This is a genomic window from Mycobacterium sp. (assembly GCF_049647605.1).
Taxonomy (GTDB): Bacteria; Actinomycetota; Actinomycetes; order Mycobacteriales; family Mycobacteriaceae; genus Mycobacterium.
In genome coordinates, this window is record NZ_JBARXZ010000029.1 from 1 (window position 1) to 16359 (window position 16359).

Genomic DNA, 16359 nt, shown 5'->3' on the forward strand with positions numbered 1-16359 from the left:
GACATCGCCGCCGCCAGCCCCACCCCGCGACGCACCAACCACCGCCTCACCAAAGCCACACGCACCGCCGCCACCCGCGCCGGCATGGCCGCCAAACGCGCCGCCAACACCGAAACCCGACAGCTCAACCGCGCCCGCACCCACAAAATCGAACTCCGCCAGTGGCGCACCAACTTCCGCCGCACCCACCGCGTCCTCAACGGCGGCCACACCAGCACCAGCCGATGGTGCCCCTGGATCAACGACCCTCTCGAAGACGAACACATCCCCGCCGACTGGTAACCACCCCCACCCAGACCCGACGACGGACCCGACGACGACGCACCACCCTTCTAACTGGCCGCAGCGACGCGTTCGCCCGTGGCGGTGCTGAAGATGTGTGCGCGGCCCGGCCGGGCCCGCACTGTCACCGGTGCACCCGGGGCCAGGGGCTGCGACCAGGAGGCCATCACCGCAGTCTCCACCACGGCGGTGAGCCGATGCCCGCCCACCTGGACGATCACCACGTAGCGTGGTCCCAGCAATTCGACGAGCTGCACCAGCCCGTCAGCGGAGTCCGCTGACGCCGGCTCGACGAGGAGATCCTCGGGACGCACTCCGATGGTGACCTCGCCGCCGGCCGTGACACCCCCGAGGATGGGCCACACCACCCCGTCGGAGCTGAACACCCCGTCACGGACGCTGCCCGCCAACAAGTTTGCACTCGGCGACCCGATGAAACCGGCGACAAAGGTGTTACCCGGACGCTGGTAGAGATCCTCGGGTGTCCCCCGCTGGGCGACCCGGCCGGCATCGAGCACCACCAGCTGGTCTGCGATTGTCATCGCCTCTTCCTGATCGTGGGTCACATACAAGGCGGTGATACCCAACTCCTGCTGCAGCCGGCGGATCTCCGAGCGCAGCTCGACCCTCAGCTTGGCATCGAGATTGCTCAGCGGCTCATCGAACAGGAACAACGACGGAGTACGCACCAGAGCACGCGCAATGGCCACCCGCTGCTGCTGCCCACCGGAAAGCTGCCGGGGCTTGCGATCCAGCAACGCCGATATCCCGACCCGGTCCGCAGCTTGACGAACCCGCTGGACGGTATCGGTTTTGGACACCCCGGCATTGCGCAGCGGGAACCCGATGTTGCCCGCCACGGTCAACTGCGGATACAGCGCATAGTTCTGGAACACCATTGCGATGTCACGCTCTCGCGGTGCCGCAGCAGTCACATCACGACCATCGATACGCACACTGCCGCGATCAGCGGATTCCAGCCCTGCCGCGATACGCAATGTTGTGGACTTTCCGCAACCCGACGGACCGACCAGGACGGTCAGTGTTCCGTTGGCCAACTGCAGATCCAGGCCGTCGACCACGGTGGTGTCCCCGAAAGCCTTGGTGATGCCCTCCAATTCGACGGTGCTCACTTGGTGGCCCCCACCGACAGCCCACCGACCAGATACCTCTGAGCCGCCAGCGCCAGCACATACACCGGCACGATTCCGAGTAGACCCGCCGCGGCCTGCTGCCCGAACTGCACGTTGCGGTCCCCCTGGAACAACGACAAACCCACCGTCAACGTCTGACTCTCCTTCGTGACCGCCAAATACACCGCAAACAGAAAATCGTTGTAACTGAGGAAAAACACCACCAGCAGAGCCGCGACGATCCCCGGCCACAACAGCGGCAGCACCGCCTTGCGGAACGCCCCGGCCACCGACAACCCGTCGATCACCGCCGCCTCGTCGATCTCCACCGGGATGCGACGGACGAAGCCGTCGAGCAGCCAGGCAGCGACAGGCACATTGGCGATGCCGTTGACCAGGATCAGACCGACGACATTGTTGGTCAGACCTACGTCCCGCAGCAGGAAGAACAACGGGATGATCGCCACGATCGGTGGCGCACAGTAGCCGGCCAGCAGCACCGACAGCAGGCGCTCACCACGGACCCGGCGCGCCGTGAAATAGGCTGCGGGCGTGGCGATCGCCACCGCCAGAAGGCAGGCGCCGACCGCGGAGATCCACGAGTTCTGCAGCATCGTGCCCAACTCGATGGTGCGGAACACCGAGGTGAAATTGGACAGGGTCCACTGTGTGGGCAGCAAACTGGAATTGAGCACGTCGGCCGGGGGCCGCACCGACAGCGACACCAGGTACCCGATGGGTAGCAGCGACAGCCCCACCACCACCGTCAGCGCCGCACGGATCGACCACCGTCTGCGCCGCCCGGCGCTCATCGGTGCTCCACCGCGACCGCGCGGGCCCGCACCGCCGTCAACGCGGTCGCGACGGCGCCGACAACCACCGCAAACACCAATGTCTGCGCGGCCGCGGTACCCATGTCGAAGCTGCCCCGCAGACCGGTCTGATAGATGACGTAAGGGGACAGAGTTGTGGCGAATCCCGGGCCACCGGAAGTGATCACGACGATGAGATCGAAGACCTTGTATCCGATCACGAGTTCCAGCACCGCCACCGCCCACGCGGTCGGAGCGATCGCGGGCCAGATCACCGTGGTGAAGGTCCGCCACGGCCCGGCCCCGTCGATACGAGCCGACTCGAGCAGCTCGGGGCGCACCACCCCGAGCGCCGCGAACAGGATCAGCACCGCAAAGGGCATCCACTGCCAGATGTGGATGGCGAGCAACACCGCAAATGCCCCCGCACCGGAACCCAACGGGTTGAATCCGGCCGCACCGATCGAGGAGAAGAAGCCGGCAAGCCCACCACCGACGGGCGCCAGCAACAGTTTCCACGCCACACCGATCAGCACCGGAGCCGTCACCAACGGCAACAACAGCAAGGCGCCCACCACCCCGAAGCGGGCCCCACGAGCACGCAACAGAAGTGCCACCACCCCACCGACCACCGTCGTCGCGGCCGTGGCCACCACCGCAAAGACCGTCGACTTCCACAGCGACGGGGTGAACGCAGGCGCCGCAAACGCGGTCTCGAAGTTGTCCAGGCCGGTGAAGGATCGGAGTGGCCGTGCCAATGACGAATCCGTGAGCGCCAACCCGACGAGGTAGGCCGTCGGATAGACCAGGAACAACACCAAACCTGCGATGGCGGGCAGCGCCAACCAGAGCGGGACGCGTCGCGTCATGTCGCGGCGCTCTCCCAACTCTTCTGCGCGTTGTCCAGAGACTGCTCGACGGTTTGGGTCCCGGCCAGGGCCAGCGCCAACTGATCGACCAGGTCCTGCAGCAACTTCGGCGCGCCGGCCTGCTTCGGCCACACCAGAGGATCACCCTCGAGACCCTGGCGGATCGGTTCGATGGCACCGGTGACCACCTCGGCGTAACCGTCGGAATCGAGCACGTCACCGCGCACCGGGTCGATGCCGGCACCCGCTGTGGACGACACCTCCAGGTTCTGAGGTGCCGCCGTGGCCCAGTTGATGAAAGCGGCTGCCGCATCCTGGTTTTGCGACGCAGTCGAGATCCCCAGACCGAATCCGGCGTCCAGCGCGGTTCGAGGTGTCGTGTTGGCACCGCCGACGGGCAATGACACCGCGCCCCACCGACCGGCGATGCTGGACGCCGTCGGATCCTCGGCGCGCAGCGCCATATCGGTCCAGGTGTCCAAGAGTGCTCCCTGTCCCGAGAGGAACGCCTGATTTGCCTGGTCGAAACCCACCTGTAGCGGAGTGGGCAGCGCCACCGGGCTCACCTCGACAAGATGGGTGAGAGCGGCGATCGAAGCATCCGAGGTCAACGCCGGCTTGCCCGCCGCGTCGATCAACTCGCCGCCGTACCCGGTGAGCCGGTTGATATAGGAACAGCCCAGGATCATCGGCACCTGCTGGCCCGAGACGATCGCGCCATACGCGGCGCCCTTGGCATCAGTGGTGATCTTGGCTGCCACCTCGTCGTATTCATCCCAGGTGGTGGGCGGTTCGACGCCGAAGCGGTCCAGCAGCTCGGAGTTGTAGAACAAGATGTGGACGTCCCCGTCGTACGGCAGGCCGTAACGCTTGCCGTCGAGCAGGGTGTACGGGTCATAGATCGACCGAAGGTAACCATCGACGCCGATCTCAGCGGTGTGCGTATCGATCCATTCGGTCAGGTCGACCAGGGCCCCGGCATCCACGAGGTCACCGAGGCCGAAGTAGAAGTAGTCGAAGACATCGAATTCGCCAGTGCCACTTTGCACGTCAAGGATCTGCTTGCTGGTCAGCTGGTCATAGGGCGCAGCCGTCACCTCCAGCGTTCCACCGGTCTGTTTGTTCCAGGCCGGCGCCAGGACGTCCCGAAAGGACGTCACATGGGGTTGATTGACCAGAAGCTTCAGTACTGTGCCCTCGAATTTCCCTGACACTGGGGCAGTTCCGGCCAAGGCGCTGCCGCCACCGGAAGAACCGCAAGCTGTGAGTGTGGGTCCTAGCAGGGCGGCGCCGCCGGCCAAACCCATCAATTGAAGTGCGCGCCGGCGCGAGAAGGCGGATGTGGTCACGGATGGCGACGGTACAAATGGAACAGCCGTCTCGGCGAGTAAAAAACTCATCACGATCCTGGGACTGAACAACCCTGGTACCCGCTGCGCTGGGATTCATACGCGATTCCGACATTGATCACAGTTCGACGAGAACGATTACCCGGCCGGGCTCCGCGGGTAATCGGTTGGCAGGCGCGCTCGAGCGTCATCTACATCCACATTGCGTACCGACCCGAAGGGGTGACAACAATCATGACCATCGCAGACAAGACCACGCTGATCGCACAGCTTCGCACCGTGCTCGACCTGACCCACACCGAGATCCAAGTTGCCGAAACGCGCGTTGCTCAGGCTCGCACCGACGCGGTCCGCACCGAGCTCACACAGAACGCCGACAATGGCCGACTGCGTGCGCAGGCGATCGAACAGGCCATTCGAGACCTCGGAGGCTTTCCCGACGTCCTGGGTCCGTTCCTCGGCCGCGCCGCCGCTGCGGTCAAGGCACTCACCGAGCAGGCCGAACCATTCGATGAGGCACTGCTCGGCGACCTGGCACTCGAAGACCAGCTGCTGGACCGGTCGCGGTACATCAAGGCACTGGCCGTTGCCGCCGGGGAATCCGATGTCGAAGCCCTCGCCGACCGCCTGATCACCGCGCACTCGGCAACGGTCCACTGGCTGACCACGGTGCTGGCCGAGGATGCCCTCGGCGGACCGGCTGCCCTTCGGAGAACACCACTGCAAGCCACGGCAGGTGTGGCCGTCAAGATGGTGAACCTTCCGATCACTTGGTCCTATCGGGGTGTCGACCGGGCGCTCGACACCCTGCGGAACACCCGTCCCGCCGTGGCGAGCCTGCTGGAACGCGGCAGTCGTGCCGGCGAGATCGCGGGCAAGACAGTCGCCGCAGCTCGTGACGGAGCGCTGTTGAACGCCGAACTGACCACCCGTCGCGAAGGCGCCGACGGAGCCGCCGACGCCCTGCATTCGATCCGCGAGGGTGCCGGAGTGATCGACGCCTCAGAGCTGCCGATCGCCGACTACGACGATCTGAACCAAACCGAAGCCATCGCCGCGGTCAAGGACCTCAACGACTCAGGTGACATCCGTGTTGTCGTCGCCTATGAGGAGGCCCACAAGGACCGCTCCCGAGTGGTGTCCGCCGCGCAGACCCGGATCGCGGCGATCGCACAGGAGGTCGTCGGGATCAGCTGACCCACTGCACATCACCACCAGCCGGTGGCCGCCGAGAGTTGCCGGGACAACTCCGGGGCCATCGAGCGGACATAGGTCGGAGAGAGGTGATGCTCGTCCTTGTAGACCAGCACGTTGCCCTCCACCGCCCGGCACACCTCTGCGCTGCACACCGCATCGCTGAAGTCCAGCAGGTTCAACAGCGGGTAGCGGTCGGCATAGTCGAGCGTCGGGTTGAGGTCGTCGAGTGCCTCGCTGCGGGACAACCCGCAGTCATCGGCGTCACCACCGTCGGCCAGGCAGTCGACCGGGGAGAACAGCACGCCATCACGAAACATCCACGGCGTGTCCCGGACCCCGAGGATGGCGATGTTGTTGTCGACCAGGCGGTCCCAGATCCCCAGATAGTTGTCCGGCACAAAGTCGCCAGGAGCGTCGGTATAAGGGCGGGTGGTGGTGGTGAAGACAAAATCGGGCTGATCGGCGATCAACTGATCCATCGCGGTGTCGATCCAGGTGCGGCACTCCGGATACGGCTCGAGCGAGCCGGCGATGATCGGCACGTTGTCGGTGGTCAGCGGGCAGCCCATCTTGAGGTAGGTCTTCACCTTGAAACCCTGTTCCGACCCCAGTTCATCGAGGCCGGTGATCCAGTGCTCGGCATGTGATCCGCCGGCAAGGGCAATGGTCCTGGTGGCGGAGAGGTCGCCGTATTCGCACGTGATCAGATCTGTTCCCAGGAAATCGGTGATGCACCCGTCGGCATTGGTCACGGGGTTGTCCTCGCGAGCCTCCAGCACCGAGGGCCGCATCGGGAGCTTCGCCACCCGGGACGCGTCGATCAACGCTCGCGCTCCGGGATAGTCCAGGTCGGGCAGACTCGTCAGCTCGGCGCCGCTGGCCTGCACCACGGTGACGTGATGACGCCATCCCAGCGAGGTGGCCACGAGCGCGACGGTGGCCAGGACCACCACCGAGGAGACCAGGACGGTGGAGGCGTGCCATCGCACCGGCATGGCATGCGCCGCGGGACTGCGCTGCCGCACCGGTTCCTCGATCAGGTGCAGCGTCAGCCAGGCCAGCAGCAGCGACACCACGACGATGCCCGCACCGTCGACGACGTCTGCCGACTCCCGGTCGGTATAGGCCAGCCAGAAGATCAGCAGCGGCCAGTGCCAGAGATACAGCGCGTAGGCCAACGCCCCCAGGGTGACGATGGCCGGCAGGCTCAGCAGCCGCAACGGCCAGGGCGACCTGCCCTCGCCAGGGGTGCGGCCGGCACCGGCGAAGATGATCAGGATCGTCGCGCCCACCGGAACCAGCGCCCAGCGTGCCGGATACTCGCGCACCCCGTCAATGAAGACACCACACGTCAGAATGGCGAGCAGCCCCACACTTGCCGCCGTCACCCGCAGCCAGCCCGGCCAGAGGATCGCGGTGGCCACCGCCGCGGCGAGCACGCCGGCCAACGGCTCCCAGGCCCGGGCGAACGTGTCGTAGTAGGCACTGGACTGGTCGGCGACGTGCGCAAAATTGGCGTAGACGAACGACGCGAGGGTGGCCAGCCCGACCACGGTCACGATGGCCGCCCGCCGGAACTTCGTGGGGATCCGGGAAGTCAGCAGCATCAACAGCGCGACGACCACCAGCATGGCGATGAAGAACTGGCCCTGCACCGACATCGACCACAGATGCTGCAGCGGGCTGACAGCTTCACTGGCACGCAGGTAGTCGCCGGCGGTGCTGGCCAACTGCCAGTTCTGGTAGTAACCCAGGCTGGCCAGCGTCTGCTCGGCGAAGCTCTCCCAGCGGGTCTGTGGCTGGATGAGCACGGTCAAGACCGCGCAGACCGCCAGGACAACAACAAGTGCGGGAAGCAGTCGGCGCACCAACCGCAGCGTCTCTCTGGGTAGCGCCAGCCGGCCACCGCCGTCGGCGAGCCGGAGCAACCGGCCGCCGAAGAAGAAGCCGGACAGAACCAGGAATACGTCGACACCGCCGGAAACCCGACCGAACCACACGTGGAAAACCACCACCAATGCGATGGCAACGCCACGCAGACCGTCGAGATCATGCCGGATCTGCCGGGTGCTCCGCACTGGTGTGTAGTTGTCGGTCAGCATCTGCACGCGTGTAATTCCTGCACTTCACTTCTCGCGAGGCCCTGTCGCGGCCCAGAGCATATCGGCTCAGCCGGAGGAGGGCCCACGAGCAGATCTCACACCCGAGCAGGCGCGCCGGTCAGCCGATGATCCGCCCCAGGTATGGCGTCATGTCGTTGGTTCTCACCGGCGACACTACGACACCCTTGTCACCGGTCTCGACCATCTGGCCGTTGCCGATGAACAGAGCGACGCTCTGGGTCCCTTCCGGACCGTAGAAGATCAGATCGCCGGGCAGCGCCATCGCGGGCGCCACCTTGCGGGACGCGAGGTACTGCTGTCCCGAAGAACGCGGCATCTTGATGCCGACCCCGCCGAAGGCGTACACGATCAGCCCCGAGGCGTCGAATCCGACAACATCGGCCGCCGGGTCCGGCGCCAGCAATGTGCCGGTCGGCGCTGAACCGACGGGAGCCAAACCGGTGGGCGTCAGGCCGGGAGTGGTCAGGCCGGGGATGCTCAAGCCGGCCGAGTCGGTGACCGCTGCGACATCCCTGGGTGTACCGCGAGAGGGACCGTCGGCGTTGCCGCCGCCATAGGTGAACGGGATCCCGCGTGCCGACAGCGCCCGGGAGATGACAACACTGATCGCCTGCAACTGTTCCGGAGTCCGGCCGAACGGGTCGGCCGCCGCCGTCCCGGCTCCGATTCCGATACCCACCGATGCCACCAACACAGCCAGACTGCACAGGACAGCGTAGACGCGTCTCAGCATGTCACCCTTTTCTCCTGACCCGGCCCTGGAAGAGGGCGGACTTCTGTACCCCTACTTGTACAGCGAAACCCGCCTCCAGCTCCAATTCGCGCACCGCACAACATCAATGAGATGCCGTACCGTGACAAAACGGTGACTGCCGGAGGCGGGTTCGGTCAAAAGTGGGCTGGGTCACCTAGGCCAGGGCGGCCAGCGCTGCCTCGTAGTCGGGCTCTTGAGCGATCTCGGGAACCAGCTCGGTGTAGACCACGTTGCCGTCGGCGCCGACCACCACAACCGCACGGCCGAGCAGTCCGGCCATCGGCCCGTCGGTGATGGTGATGCCGTAATCCTCGCCGAAGCTGTCCCGGAATGCCGATGCCGTGGACACATTCTCGATGTCCTCGGCTCCACAGAACCGCTTCTGCGCGAAGGGCAGATCCTTCGACACGCACAGCACCGCCACCCCACTGGCGGCAGCCTTCTCGTTGAAGGTACGCACGCTCACCGCGCACACCGGGGTGTCGACCGAAGGAAAGATGTTCAGCAGCAGGGCCTTGCCCTGGAACTGGTCACTGCCGACCGCGCCGAGATCGGTGCCGGTCAGGCTGAAGGCGGGAGCCGTCGCGCCGACCGCGGGCAGCTCGCCAACGGTATTGATGGGATTTCCACGCAGGGTTATCTGTGCCATGCACACAGTCTGCCAAGTCCGCGCCCCCAGGTCTCAGGCAGGTCGCGCCGGGGCCCGGTAGCCGGCTACACCGACACCGGGAGCTCGGCGAGACCCCGGAGCGTCACATTCGGTTTGTAGCGCGGCTCGCCGCCGAGTTTCGCCTGCGGGAATCGGGCGGCAACTGCCGAGAGCGCGACCGACGCTTCCAACCGCACCAGTGGCGCGCCGAGACAGAAATGTGCACCTCGGCCGAAAGCCAAGTGCCGGACCGCTTTTCGATCCGGATCGAATTTGTCCGGATGGTCGTTGGCCGTCGGATCGCGGTGCGCTGCGGCCAACAGCACAATCATCGTGTCCCCCGCCGGCACATCGGTCGTGCCGATCACGATGTCAGACGCGGCGATCCGGCCCAGCAACTGTGCCGGCGCGTCGTAGCGCAGCGACTCCTCGATCACCTTCGACACCCGCCCGGGATCGGCGGCCAGCGCGGTCCACTGGTCGGGGTGCCGCAGCAGCGCCAGCACCGCGTGGGCGATCAAGCTGACGGTCGACTCGTGACCGGCAATGAGCAGCAGGTTGCAGGTGGAGATGATCTCCTCCTCGGTCAGCTGATCGCCGGTCTCCTCCACCGCGATCAGCGCCGAGATCAGGTCGTCGGAGGGGTCTCCGCGCCGTCGGTCGATTAGGTCACGGAAGTATCGGCGCAACCACTTTCCGGCCTCGATGCGCTGCTCGAACCCCTCGGGGGTAGCTCCGGTGGCGGCCAGGAACGGATCCACGGTCTGGCCGAGAAGCGTCGAGGCGCGGCCGAACTGCGGCTCGTCCTCAACCGGAACTCCGAGCAACTTGCAGATCACCCCGACCGCCAGGGGGTAGGCCAGGTCGGAGACGGCATCGAACTCGCCAAGTTTTTCGACCGTGTCCAACAGGTCGTCGACCAACGCGACGATGTCGGGGGCGAGCTCGTTGATCACCCTCGGCACGAACGCCTTGCTGACCAATGTCCGCAGCCGGGTGTGATCCGGTGGGTCCATGAACAGAAACGCCGGAGCGCGACGCCGGTCGACCAACCCCGCCAGGCCGAAGGGCCGGGGCGCCTCACCGGCGGCGATCTGCCGTTGCGCAAGCGTCGACTTCAACCGGTCACTGGCCGAATCCGGGTGCCGCAGTACAGCATCACAATCGGCGAACGACGAGAAGACGGTCAGGTTCACCTCGGGGAGCTGCATCGGGCCGTACTCACGCAGAGCGCGGTAATGCGGATATGGATCGATCCGATTCGCTGGACCCAGCGCTGCCCCCAGCAACATGTGCGATTCGGTGGTCGCCATGGCCCCATTGTGCCGAGGCGGTGCACGGACGTGGACACCGGCACGGCGGCGATGGTGGCTCGGTGGCTACCCTGGGCCCGTGACAGCACCCAGCCTGGATTCGTGGTCGGCCCACCTGTGGCACGAGATAACACCCATCTTCGATGCGATCATCCGACACCCGTTTGTCACCGGCTTGACCGACGGCACTCTGACGACGGACGTCTTCGCCCACTATGTCGCCCAAGACGTGCACTACCTACGCGACTACGCACGCACCCTCGCGCTTGTCGGCGCCAAGAGCCCGACACTGGCCGAGACCGCCATGTTCTCCCGGCACGCTGCCGGGGTGGTCCAAGACGAGCTGGCCCTGCACGCCAGCCTGCTGCCCGAGCTCGGCCTGGATCCTGCTGCCATCGGCACCATCCCGGTTGCGCCGACAACCACTGCATATACGAGTTACCTCCTGGCCACCACCTATTCAGGGACCTTCACCGACGGTCTGGCCGCGGTCTTGCCGTGCTATTGGATCTACGCCGAAGTCGGTAAACACCTCCTCGAGCGCGGCTCACCCGATCCCAGGTTCCAGCGATGGATCGACACCTATGGCGGGGAAGAGTTCACTGCCACCGTCGACGAGGTTCTCGAACTCGTCGACCGCGTCGGGGCCGACCTGCCGATCGACGAAGCGACCCGCGCCCGGGCGCACTTCACCACCACCGCCCGCTATGAATGGATGTTCTTCGACGCGTCCTACCGGCGCGAAGAATGGCCCGTCTGACCTGCCGGCTCACCACCTCGTAGGTAACACCGATCCCACTCGGTGTATCGCAGTCGACATCCATTTTCGAGACGGATGCGTACAGTCGATGCCAGGGTCAGTGGAGTTTCACCGGGGTGGGTCATGGCAAATGCTGCAGAAACTGGATGGGGTGTCGGGGAAGGCGACGGCAGTGCGCGCCAGTTGCGTCCTGCGGATTCAGCGCCCGTCAGCCCGACGCTGGCGGAACTCGTCGCGGCGGCCGATACCGATCAGGTTCCCGTCTTGCGTGCACTGTTGCAGATGTCGCACGCCGTGCTGTGCGCGCGGTACTTCGACGAGGCGCTCGAAGCGATAGCCCATCATTCGATGCTCGCACTGGGCGCGGCGTCGGTGTCGATCAGCAGGTGGGAACATCAGGACAACGTGCTGCGGACACTGATCAACGTGGGCGACCTGGCGCCCGGCGAGGAACGCTGGCCCGACGACGAGCTGTACCCGGTCACCGGTGATCACAAAGTCCTGCGACTTCTGCAACAAGGCCTGCCCTACATCAACTCGATCGACAGCACCGACTGCACCGCCGAAGATCTGGTGACGCTCCTGAAGGTCGGCAAGGAGTGCGAGTTGGCGGTGCCGGTGATGCACGAGGACACGATGTGGGGGGAAATCTGGGCCACCGGAGTCGACGGCCGCCGCTTCGGTCCCGACGATGTTCAGGTGCTGCAGGCCATCGCGGCGCACACCGCGGTTGCCATCGGTCGCTCGGAGTTGTTCAGCGCGGTGTGGAGCCAGGCGTTCGAGGATCCGCTGACCGGGCTGGCCAATCGCCGCCGCCTCGACGAGATCTTCGACGAAATGGAGATCGACGAGGTCCATCCAGCCCTGCTGGTTTGCGACCTGGACGGTTTCAAAGCGGTCAACGACCGCCACGGCCACCCGGCCGGCGATGAACTGCTCCGGACCGTTGCCGACGCTCTGAACCGAACCGCGGCGAGCACCGCAGGATCTCTGGTGGCGCGGATGGGCGGTGATGAGTTCTGCATCGTGCTTCCGCGGTCCAGCCTCGCCGACGCCGAACATTTTGCGGTGACGGCAACCCGGTGCATCACCGAGCTGGCCGGACGCGACATCTCGCTGAGCTGGGGCGCGTCGGTGTACGGATCGGCGGTCAACACCGGCCCCGCGCTGTTCGGGGCCGCCGATTCCGGACTGCTGCAGTCGAAACGGCTGGGACCGGGCCGGTTCAGCGTCGGCGTCGTCGACACTGACACCCGGGGTGTGCCCTCCGGAGCCGTCCGTAGCCGGGGCTCGGACGCGGCCCGGTTGGCCCCCGATATCGTGCCGCAGGTGGTCGACATCCTCGATGCTCATGGGCCGTCGACCCCTGCAGCCGCCCTGCAGATTCTCGCTTTCCAGATCTGCAAGACCGTGAACGCCGCCGCCTGGGCGGTGTCGATCACCACCGATGACGGGGGCGGGGTGCGCTCGATGCAAGGGATCGAGAGTTCCAGAGACCGCGTGTCGGGGCTGCGGGTGCTCGCCGTGTCCGATGACTCCACTTACCGACTGGCGGACTACCCGGCAACCTCCCGGGCAATCCAGACCGGAGAACCGTTTCTGGCGGCGGTCGATCTGCCGGAATCAGACCCCAGCGAGGTCGCGCTGCTCGAGCAGCTCGGATACGTGGCAGTTCTGGGGGTGGCCGCCACCGATGGCACCGACCACTATCTACTCGAGATCTTCTCCGACACCGGCTCCGGGGAGCTGGCGGCGATCCAGCCGCACGCCCGGGTCCTGGCCAACTACTGTTGCAACCCGCACGTCCGACACGATCAGCCGAAACCGAATCAGCCGTAACGCTTCTCGAACTCCTTGATGGACCGATCGATATCACCTTTGACGGCGCGGGCGGCGACCGACCCGATCGGGCCGAACAGGGGTGGGCCACCGAGATCGAGCGTGACGGTGAATCTGCAACCGGACCCGAGAGGTGCCACCACCATCGTCAGTCCGTATTTGGCGCCACCCACCCCCTTGCCCACAACCTCCAGCATCCGGGGCGGGTCGTACCTCTTCACCGTCCAGGTCACCCGATTTCGCATACCCTTGACCCCAGCGACACCGACTATTGTTGTGCCAACGTTAATTTCGGCGGGTATCTCACTGCGCCACCCCTCGTGCATGACAAGCCAGTCACCGAGCGCACCGAGATCGGACACGTGGTCCCAGGCGTCCTGCGGACTCAGTGACAACTCGCGGGACAGCTCCAGTTTGGCCATCCGCGAATGATAAGTGCCGGAGGACAACAATTCTGCCCAAGTCTTGACTCAATCCAGAAAAGAGGTGCATAGTTGCGGTGTGGAATTGGTGTCGGATTACGCGGAGCAGCTGCGATCAGCTGATCTCCGAGTGACCCGCCCCCGGGTCGCGGTGTTGCAGGCGGTTTCGGCCCACCCGCACGCCGACACCGAGTCGATCTTCGTGGCGGTGCGCACCACACTTCCCGAGGTGTCCAGACAGGCCGTGTACGACGTCCTCAATGCTCTGACCGCGGTGGGGCTGGTGCGACGAATCCAGCCCTCAGGCTCCCTCGCCCGTTACGAATCTCGAATCAACGACAACCACCACCATGTGGTCTGCCGCGCCTGCGGTGTCATCGCCGACGTCGACTGCGCCGTCGGCGACGCACCTTGTCTGACCGCCTCCGATGAACACGGCCTCCTGAGAGGTTTTTCGATCGACGAGGCCGAAGTCATCTATTGGGGCCTGTGCCCCGATTGTTCAAAACTGCACACTTCGGGATCACGCCCGTGATCACAGCCCGATTCACTCACTCCCGAAAGGACAGCTGTGCCTGAAGATCGCCCGATCGAAGAAAGCCCACCCATTGGAGAGGCCCAGACCGACCAGGCCGAGGGCGGTTGCCCCGCGGGCTTCGGCCGTGTCAAACCCCCGGTCGAAGGCGGCGGCAACCGCGACTGGTGGCCGAATCAACTGAACCTGAAGATCCTGCAGAAGAACCCGGATGTCATCAATCCGTTGGACAAGGACTTCGACTACGCCACCGCAGTACAAGGCCTCGACGTGGACGCGGTCCGCGCCGACATCGTCTCGGTGATGAAGTCCTCCCAGGAATGGTGGCCGGCCGATTTCGGGCACTACGGCCCGTTCTTCATCCGGATGGCCTGGCACGCCGCAGGCACCTACCGGGTCAACGACGGCCGCGGTGGAGCGGGCGCCGGTATGCAGCGCTTCGCGCCGCTGAACAGCTGGCCCGACAATGTGAGCCTGGACAAGGCTCGCCGGTTGCTGTGGCCGGTCAAGAAGAAGTACGGCAAGGACCTGTCCTGGGCGGACCTGATCGTCTTCGCCGGCAACGTTGCGCTCGATGACATGGGATTCAAGACGTTCGGCTTCGCCTTCGGTCGCGAGGATCGTTGGGAACCCGAAGAGGATGTGTACTGGGGCCCCGAGCTCGAATGGCTCGACGACAAGCGTTACACCGGAAAGCGGGATCTCGAGAACCCGCTGGCCGCGGTCCAGATGGGCTTGATCTACGTCAACCCCGAAGGCCCCAACGGCAACCCGGACCCGTTGGCCTCGGCTATCGACATCCGCGAGACCTTCGGCCGGATGGCGATGAACGACGTCGAAACGGCCGCGCTGATCGTCGGTGGTCACACCTTCGGTAAGACACACGGCAACGGCGACGCCGAGCTGGTGGGCCCCGAGCCCGAGGCCGCCCCGCTGGAGATGCAGGGCCTGGGATGGCACAACCCGCAGGGCACCGGTGTCGGCATGGACGCGGTCAGCAGTGGCCTGGAGGTCATCTGGACGCATACGCCGACGAAGTGGGACAACAGCTTCCTGGAGATCCTCTACGGCAACGAGTGGGAGCTGTTCAAGAGCCCCGCGGGCGCCAACCAGTGGCGCCCCAAGGACGGCGGCTGGGCCAACTCGGTGCCAGAGGCATTCGGCACCGGCAAGACCCACCCGTCGATGCTGACGTCAGATCTTGCACTGCGTTTCGATCCGATCTACGAGAAGATCACCCGCCGCTGGCTGGATCACCCCCAGGAGCTGGCCGACGCGTTCGCGCGCGCCTGGTTCAAGCTCATCCATCGCGACATGGGGCCGACGACGCGCTACCTGGGGCCGTTGGTTCCTCAGGAAGATCTGCTGTGGCAGGACATCATCCCGTCCGGCCAGAGCCAGCTCAGCGCCGACGCGATCAGCACCTTGAAGGCCCAGATCGCCGATTCGGGTCTGACGGTTCCGCAGTTGGTCTCGACCGCATGGAAAGCTGCTGCGTCGTTCCGTGCCAGCGACAAGCGCGGCGGGGCCAACGGCGGTCGCCTGCGACTGCAGCCGCAGGCCGGCTGGGAAGCCAACGAGCCTGATGAACTGGCCCAGGTGGTCCGCAAGCTCGAGGAGATCCAGCAGGCCTCCGACACCGGCGTTTCGTTCGCCGATCTGGTGGTCCTCGCCGGTGCGGTCGGTGTCGAGACGGCCGCCAAGGCCGCCGGTTTTGATGTCACGGTGCCTTTCACTCCGGGTCGCGGCGATGCCACCGCGGAGCAGACCGACGTGGAGTCGTTTGCCCATCTGGAACCGAAGGCCGACGGCTTCCGTAACTACCTCGGTAAGGGCACCACGTTGCCTGCCGAGTTCCTGCTCGTCGACAAGGCCAACCTGCTCGGCCTGAGCGCGCCGGAGTTGACGGTGCTCGTCGGAGGCCTGCGTGTCCTGGGCACCAACTTCCAGGGCACCAAACTCGGCGTGCTGACCCAAACCCCCGGCAAACTGACAAATGATTTCTTTGTCAATCTGCTGGACATGGGCACGGTGTGGTCGCCGTCCTCGGCCGACGACGGCACCTATGAAGGCAAGGATCGGGCCTCCGGTGCGGTCAAGTGGACCGGCAGCCGCGTCGACCTGGTGTTCGGCTCCAACTCGCAGTTGCGTGCACTTGCCGAGGTGTACGCCGAGGACGGCGTGTCGAAGAAGTTCGTGGCCGACTTCGTGTCCGCGTGGGCCAAGGTCATGGACGCCGACCGGTTCGACGTCAAGAAGTAGCCATGAAGTAGGGGTCCGCAGGTACAGCCTGCGTGACCGCCGCCAACACCCCGCGAGTCC

General features: G+C 65.5%; 14 protein-coding genes and 1 pseudogene. 6 read left to right on the forward strand and 9 right to left on the reverse strand.

From position 1 onward, the window contains the following. A pseudogene (locus tag WBB07_RS04040) lies at positions 1–282 on the forward strand (HNH endonuclease signature motif containing protein); the annotation flags it as partial. A 50-nt stretch (positions 283–332) separates the two neighbouring features. On the opposite strand, the gene WBB07_RS04045 reads toward WBB07_RS04040, so the two are convergent. From WBB07_RS04045 to WBB07_RS04060, 4 genes are read right to left on the reverse strand one after another with little or no spacing between them, the layout of a single operon-like run. After that, positions 333–1415: an ABC transporter ATP-binding protein gene (locus WBB07_RS04045; protein WP_526304975.1), complete on the reverse strand. Its 1083-nt coding sequence runs from the start codon at positions 1413–1415 to the stop codon at positions 333–335. Next, positions 1412–2227 (reverse strand): carbohydrate ABC transporter permease, encoded by an 816-nt coding sequence (locus tag WBB07_RS04050; protein WP_526304977.1) that lies wholly within the window; start codon positions 2225–2227, stop codon positions 1412–1414. The genes WBB07_RS04045 and WBB07_RS04050 overlap by 4 nt, the downstream gene beginning before the upstream one ends. Continuing rightward, on the reverse strand, positions 2224–3096 hold the full coding sequence (locus tag WBB07_RS04055; RefSeq protein WP_526304978.1) for a carbohydrate ABC transporter permease: 873 nt from the start codon (positions 3094–3096) through the stop codon (positions 2224–2226). Before WBB07_RS04055 ends, WBB07_RS04050 begins: the two co-directional genes overlap by 4 nt. Beyond that, on the reverse strand, positions 3093–4256 hold the full coding sequence (locus tag WBB07_RS04060) for an ABC transporter substrate-binding protein (RefSeq protein WP_526304980.1): 1164 nt from the start codon (positions 4254–4256) through the stop codon (positions 3093–3095). Before WBB07_RS04060 ends, WBB07_RS04055 begins: the two co-directional genes overlap by 4 nt. 423 nt (positions 4257–4679) lie before the next feature. Here WBB07_RS04060 and WBB07_RS04065 point away from each other — a divergent pair, with 423 nt between their 5' ends. Beyond that, positions 4680–5642, forward strand: a complete 963-nt coding sequence (locus WBB07_RS04065) for a ferritin-like domain-containing protein (protein WP_526304982.1) — start codon at positions 4680–4682, stop codon at positions 5640–5642. Positions 5643–5653: 11 nt separating this feature from the next. On the opposite strand, the gene WBB07_RS04070 is transcribed toward WBB07_RS04065, so the two are convergent. From WBB07_RS04070 to WBB07_RS04085, 4 genes are all read right to left on the reverse strand, one after another. Further along, positions 5654–7744 carry an acyltransferase family protein gene (locus WBB07_RS04070; protein ID WP_526305122.1) on the reverse strand — a complete coding sequence of 697 codons (2091 nt, stop codon included), beginning with the start codon at positions 7742–7744 and terminating at the stop codon, positions 5654–5656. Positions 7745–7862: 118 nt separating this feature from the next. Then, positions 7863–8495 carry an NlpC/P60 family peptidoglycan-binding protein RipD gene (gene ripD, locus WBB07_RS04075; RefSeq protein ID WP_526305124.1) on the reverse strand — a complete coding sequence of 211 codons (633 nt, stop codon included), beginning with the start codon at positions 8493–8495 and terminating at the stop codon, positions 7863–7865. Positions 8496–8673: 178 nt separating this feature from the next. After that, the gene (tpx, locus tag WBB07_RS04080) at positions 8674–9168 is read right to left on the reverse strand and encodes a thiol peroxidase (protein WP_526304984.1); all 495 of its coding nucleotides are present in this window, start codon (positions 9166–9168) and stop codon (positions 8674–8676) included. A gap of 65 nt (positions 9169–9233) precedes the next feature. Next, a complete protein-coding gene (locus WBB07_RS04085; protein WP_526304986.1) occupies positions 9234–10481 on the reverse strand; it encodes a cytochrome P450 in 1248 nt (415 codons plus the stop codon). 79 nt (positions 10482–10560) lie between these two features. Between WBB07_RS04085 and tenA the strand changes: the two genes are divergently transcribed. Both tenA and WBB07_RS04095 read left to right on the forward strand, forming a co-directional pair. After that, positions 10561–11241 (forward strand): thiaminase II, encoded by a 681-nt coding sequence (tenA, locus tag WBB07_RS04090; RefSeq protein WP_526304988.1) that lies wholly within the window; start codon positions 10561–10563, stop codon positions 11239–11241. Positions 11242–11364: 123 nt separating this feature from the next. Beyond that, a complete protein-coding gene (locus WBB07_RS04095) occupies positions 11365–13080 on the forward strand; it encodes a GGDEF domain-containing protein (RefSeq protein ID WP_526304990.1) in 1716 nt (571 codons plus the stop codon). Here WBB07_RS04095 and WBB07_RS04100 read toward each other — a convergent pair. Further along, positions 13071–13502, reverse strand: coding sequence for a type II toxin-antitoxin system Rv0910 family toxin (locus WBB07_RS04100; protein ID WP_526304992.1), 432 nt, complete (start codon positions 13500–13502; stop codon positions 13071–13073). The genes WBB07_RS04095 and WBB07_RS04100 overlap by 10 nt on opposite strands. A 79-nt stretch (positions 13503–13581) precedes the next feature. Between WBB07_RS04100 and WBB07_RS04105 the strand changes: the two genes are divergently transcribed. Together WBB07_RS04105 and katG are read left to right on the forward strand one after the other, a co-directional pair. Further along, positions 13582–14037, forward strand: a complete 456-nt coding sequence (locus tag WBB07_RS04105; protein WP_526304994.1) for a Fur family transcriptional regulator — start codon at positions 13582–13584, stop codon at positions 14035–14037. Positions 14038–14073: 36 nt separating this feature from the next. After that, positions 14074–16299 (forward strand): catalase/peroxidase HPI, encoded by a 2226-nt coding sequence (katG, locus tag WBB07_RS04110; RefSeq protein WP_526304996.1) that lies wholly within the window; start codon positions 14074–14076, stop codon positions 16297–16299. The last annotated feature ends 60 nt before the right edge of the window (positions 16300–16359 follow it).

Coding starts and splice junctions, on each gene's coding strand:
- WBB07_RS04050 (WP_526304977.1), bottom strand. CDS start 2,227: ATGAGCGCCGGGCGGCGCAGACGGTGGTCGATCCGTGCGGCGCTGACG.
- WBB07_RS04055 (WP_526304978.1), bottom strand. CDS start 3,096: ATGACGCGACGCGTCCCGCTCTGGTTGGCGCTGCCCGCCATCGCAGGT.
- WBB07_RS04065 (WP_526304982.1), top strand. CDS start 4,680: ATGACCATCGCAGACAAGACCACGCTGATCGCACAGCTTCGCACCGTG.
- WBB07_RS04070 (WP_526305122.1), bottom strand. CDS start 7,744: ATGCTGACCGACAACTACACACCAGTGCGGAGCACCCGGCAGATCCGG.
- tpx (WP_526304984.1), bottom strand. CDS start 9,168: ATGGCACAGATAACCCTGCGTGGAAATCCCATCAATACCGTTGGCGAG.
- WBB07_RS04085 (WP_526304986.1), bottom strand. CDS start 10,481: ATGGCGACCACCGAATCGCACATGTTGCTGGGGGCAGCGCTGGGTCCA.
- WBB07_RS04095 (WP_526304990.1), top strand. CDS start 11,365: ATGGCAAATGCTGCAGAAACTGGATGGGGTGTCGGGGAAGGCGACGGC.
- WBB07_RS04100 (WP_526304992.1), bottom strand. CDS start 13,502: ATGGCCAAACTGGAGCTGTCCCGCGAGTTGTCACTGAGTCCGCAGGAC.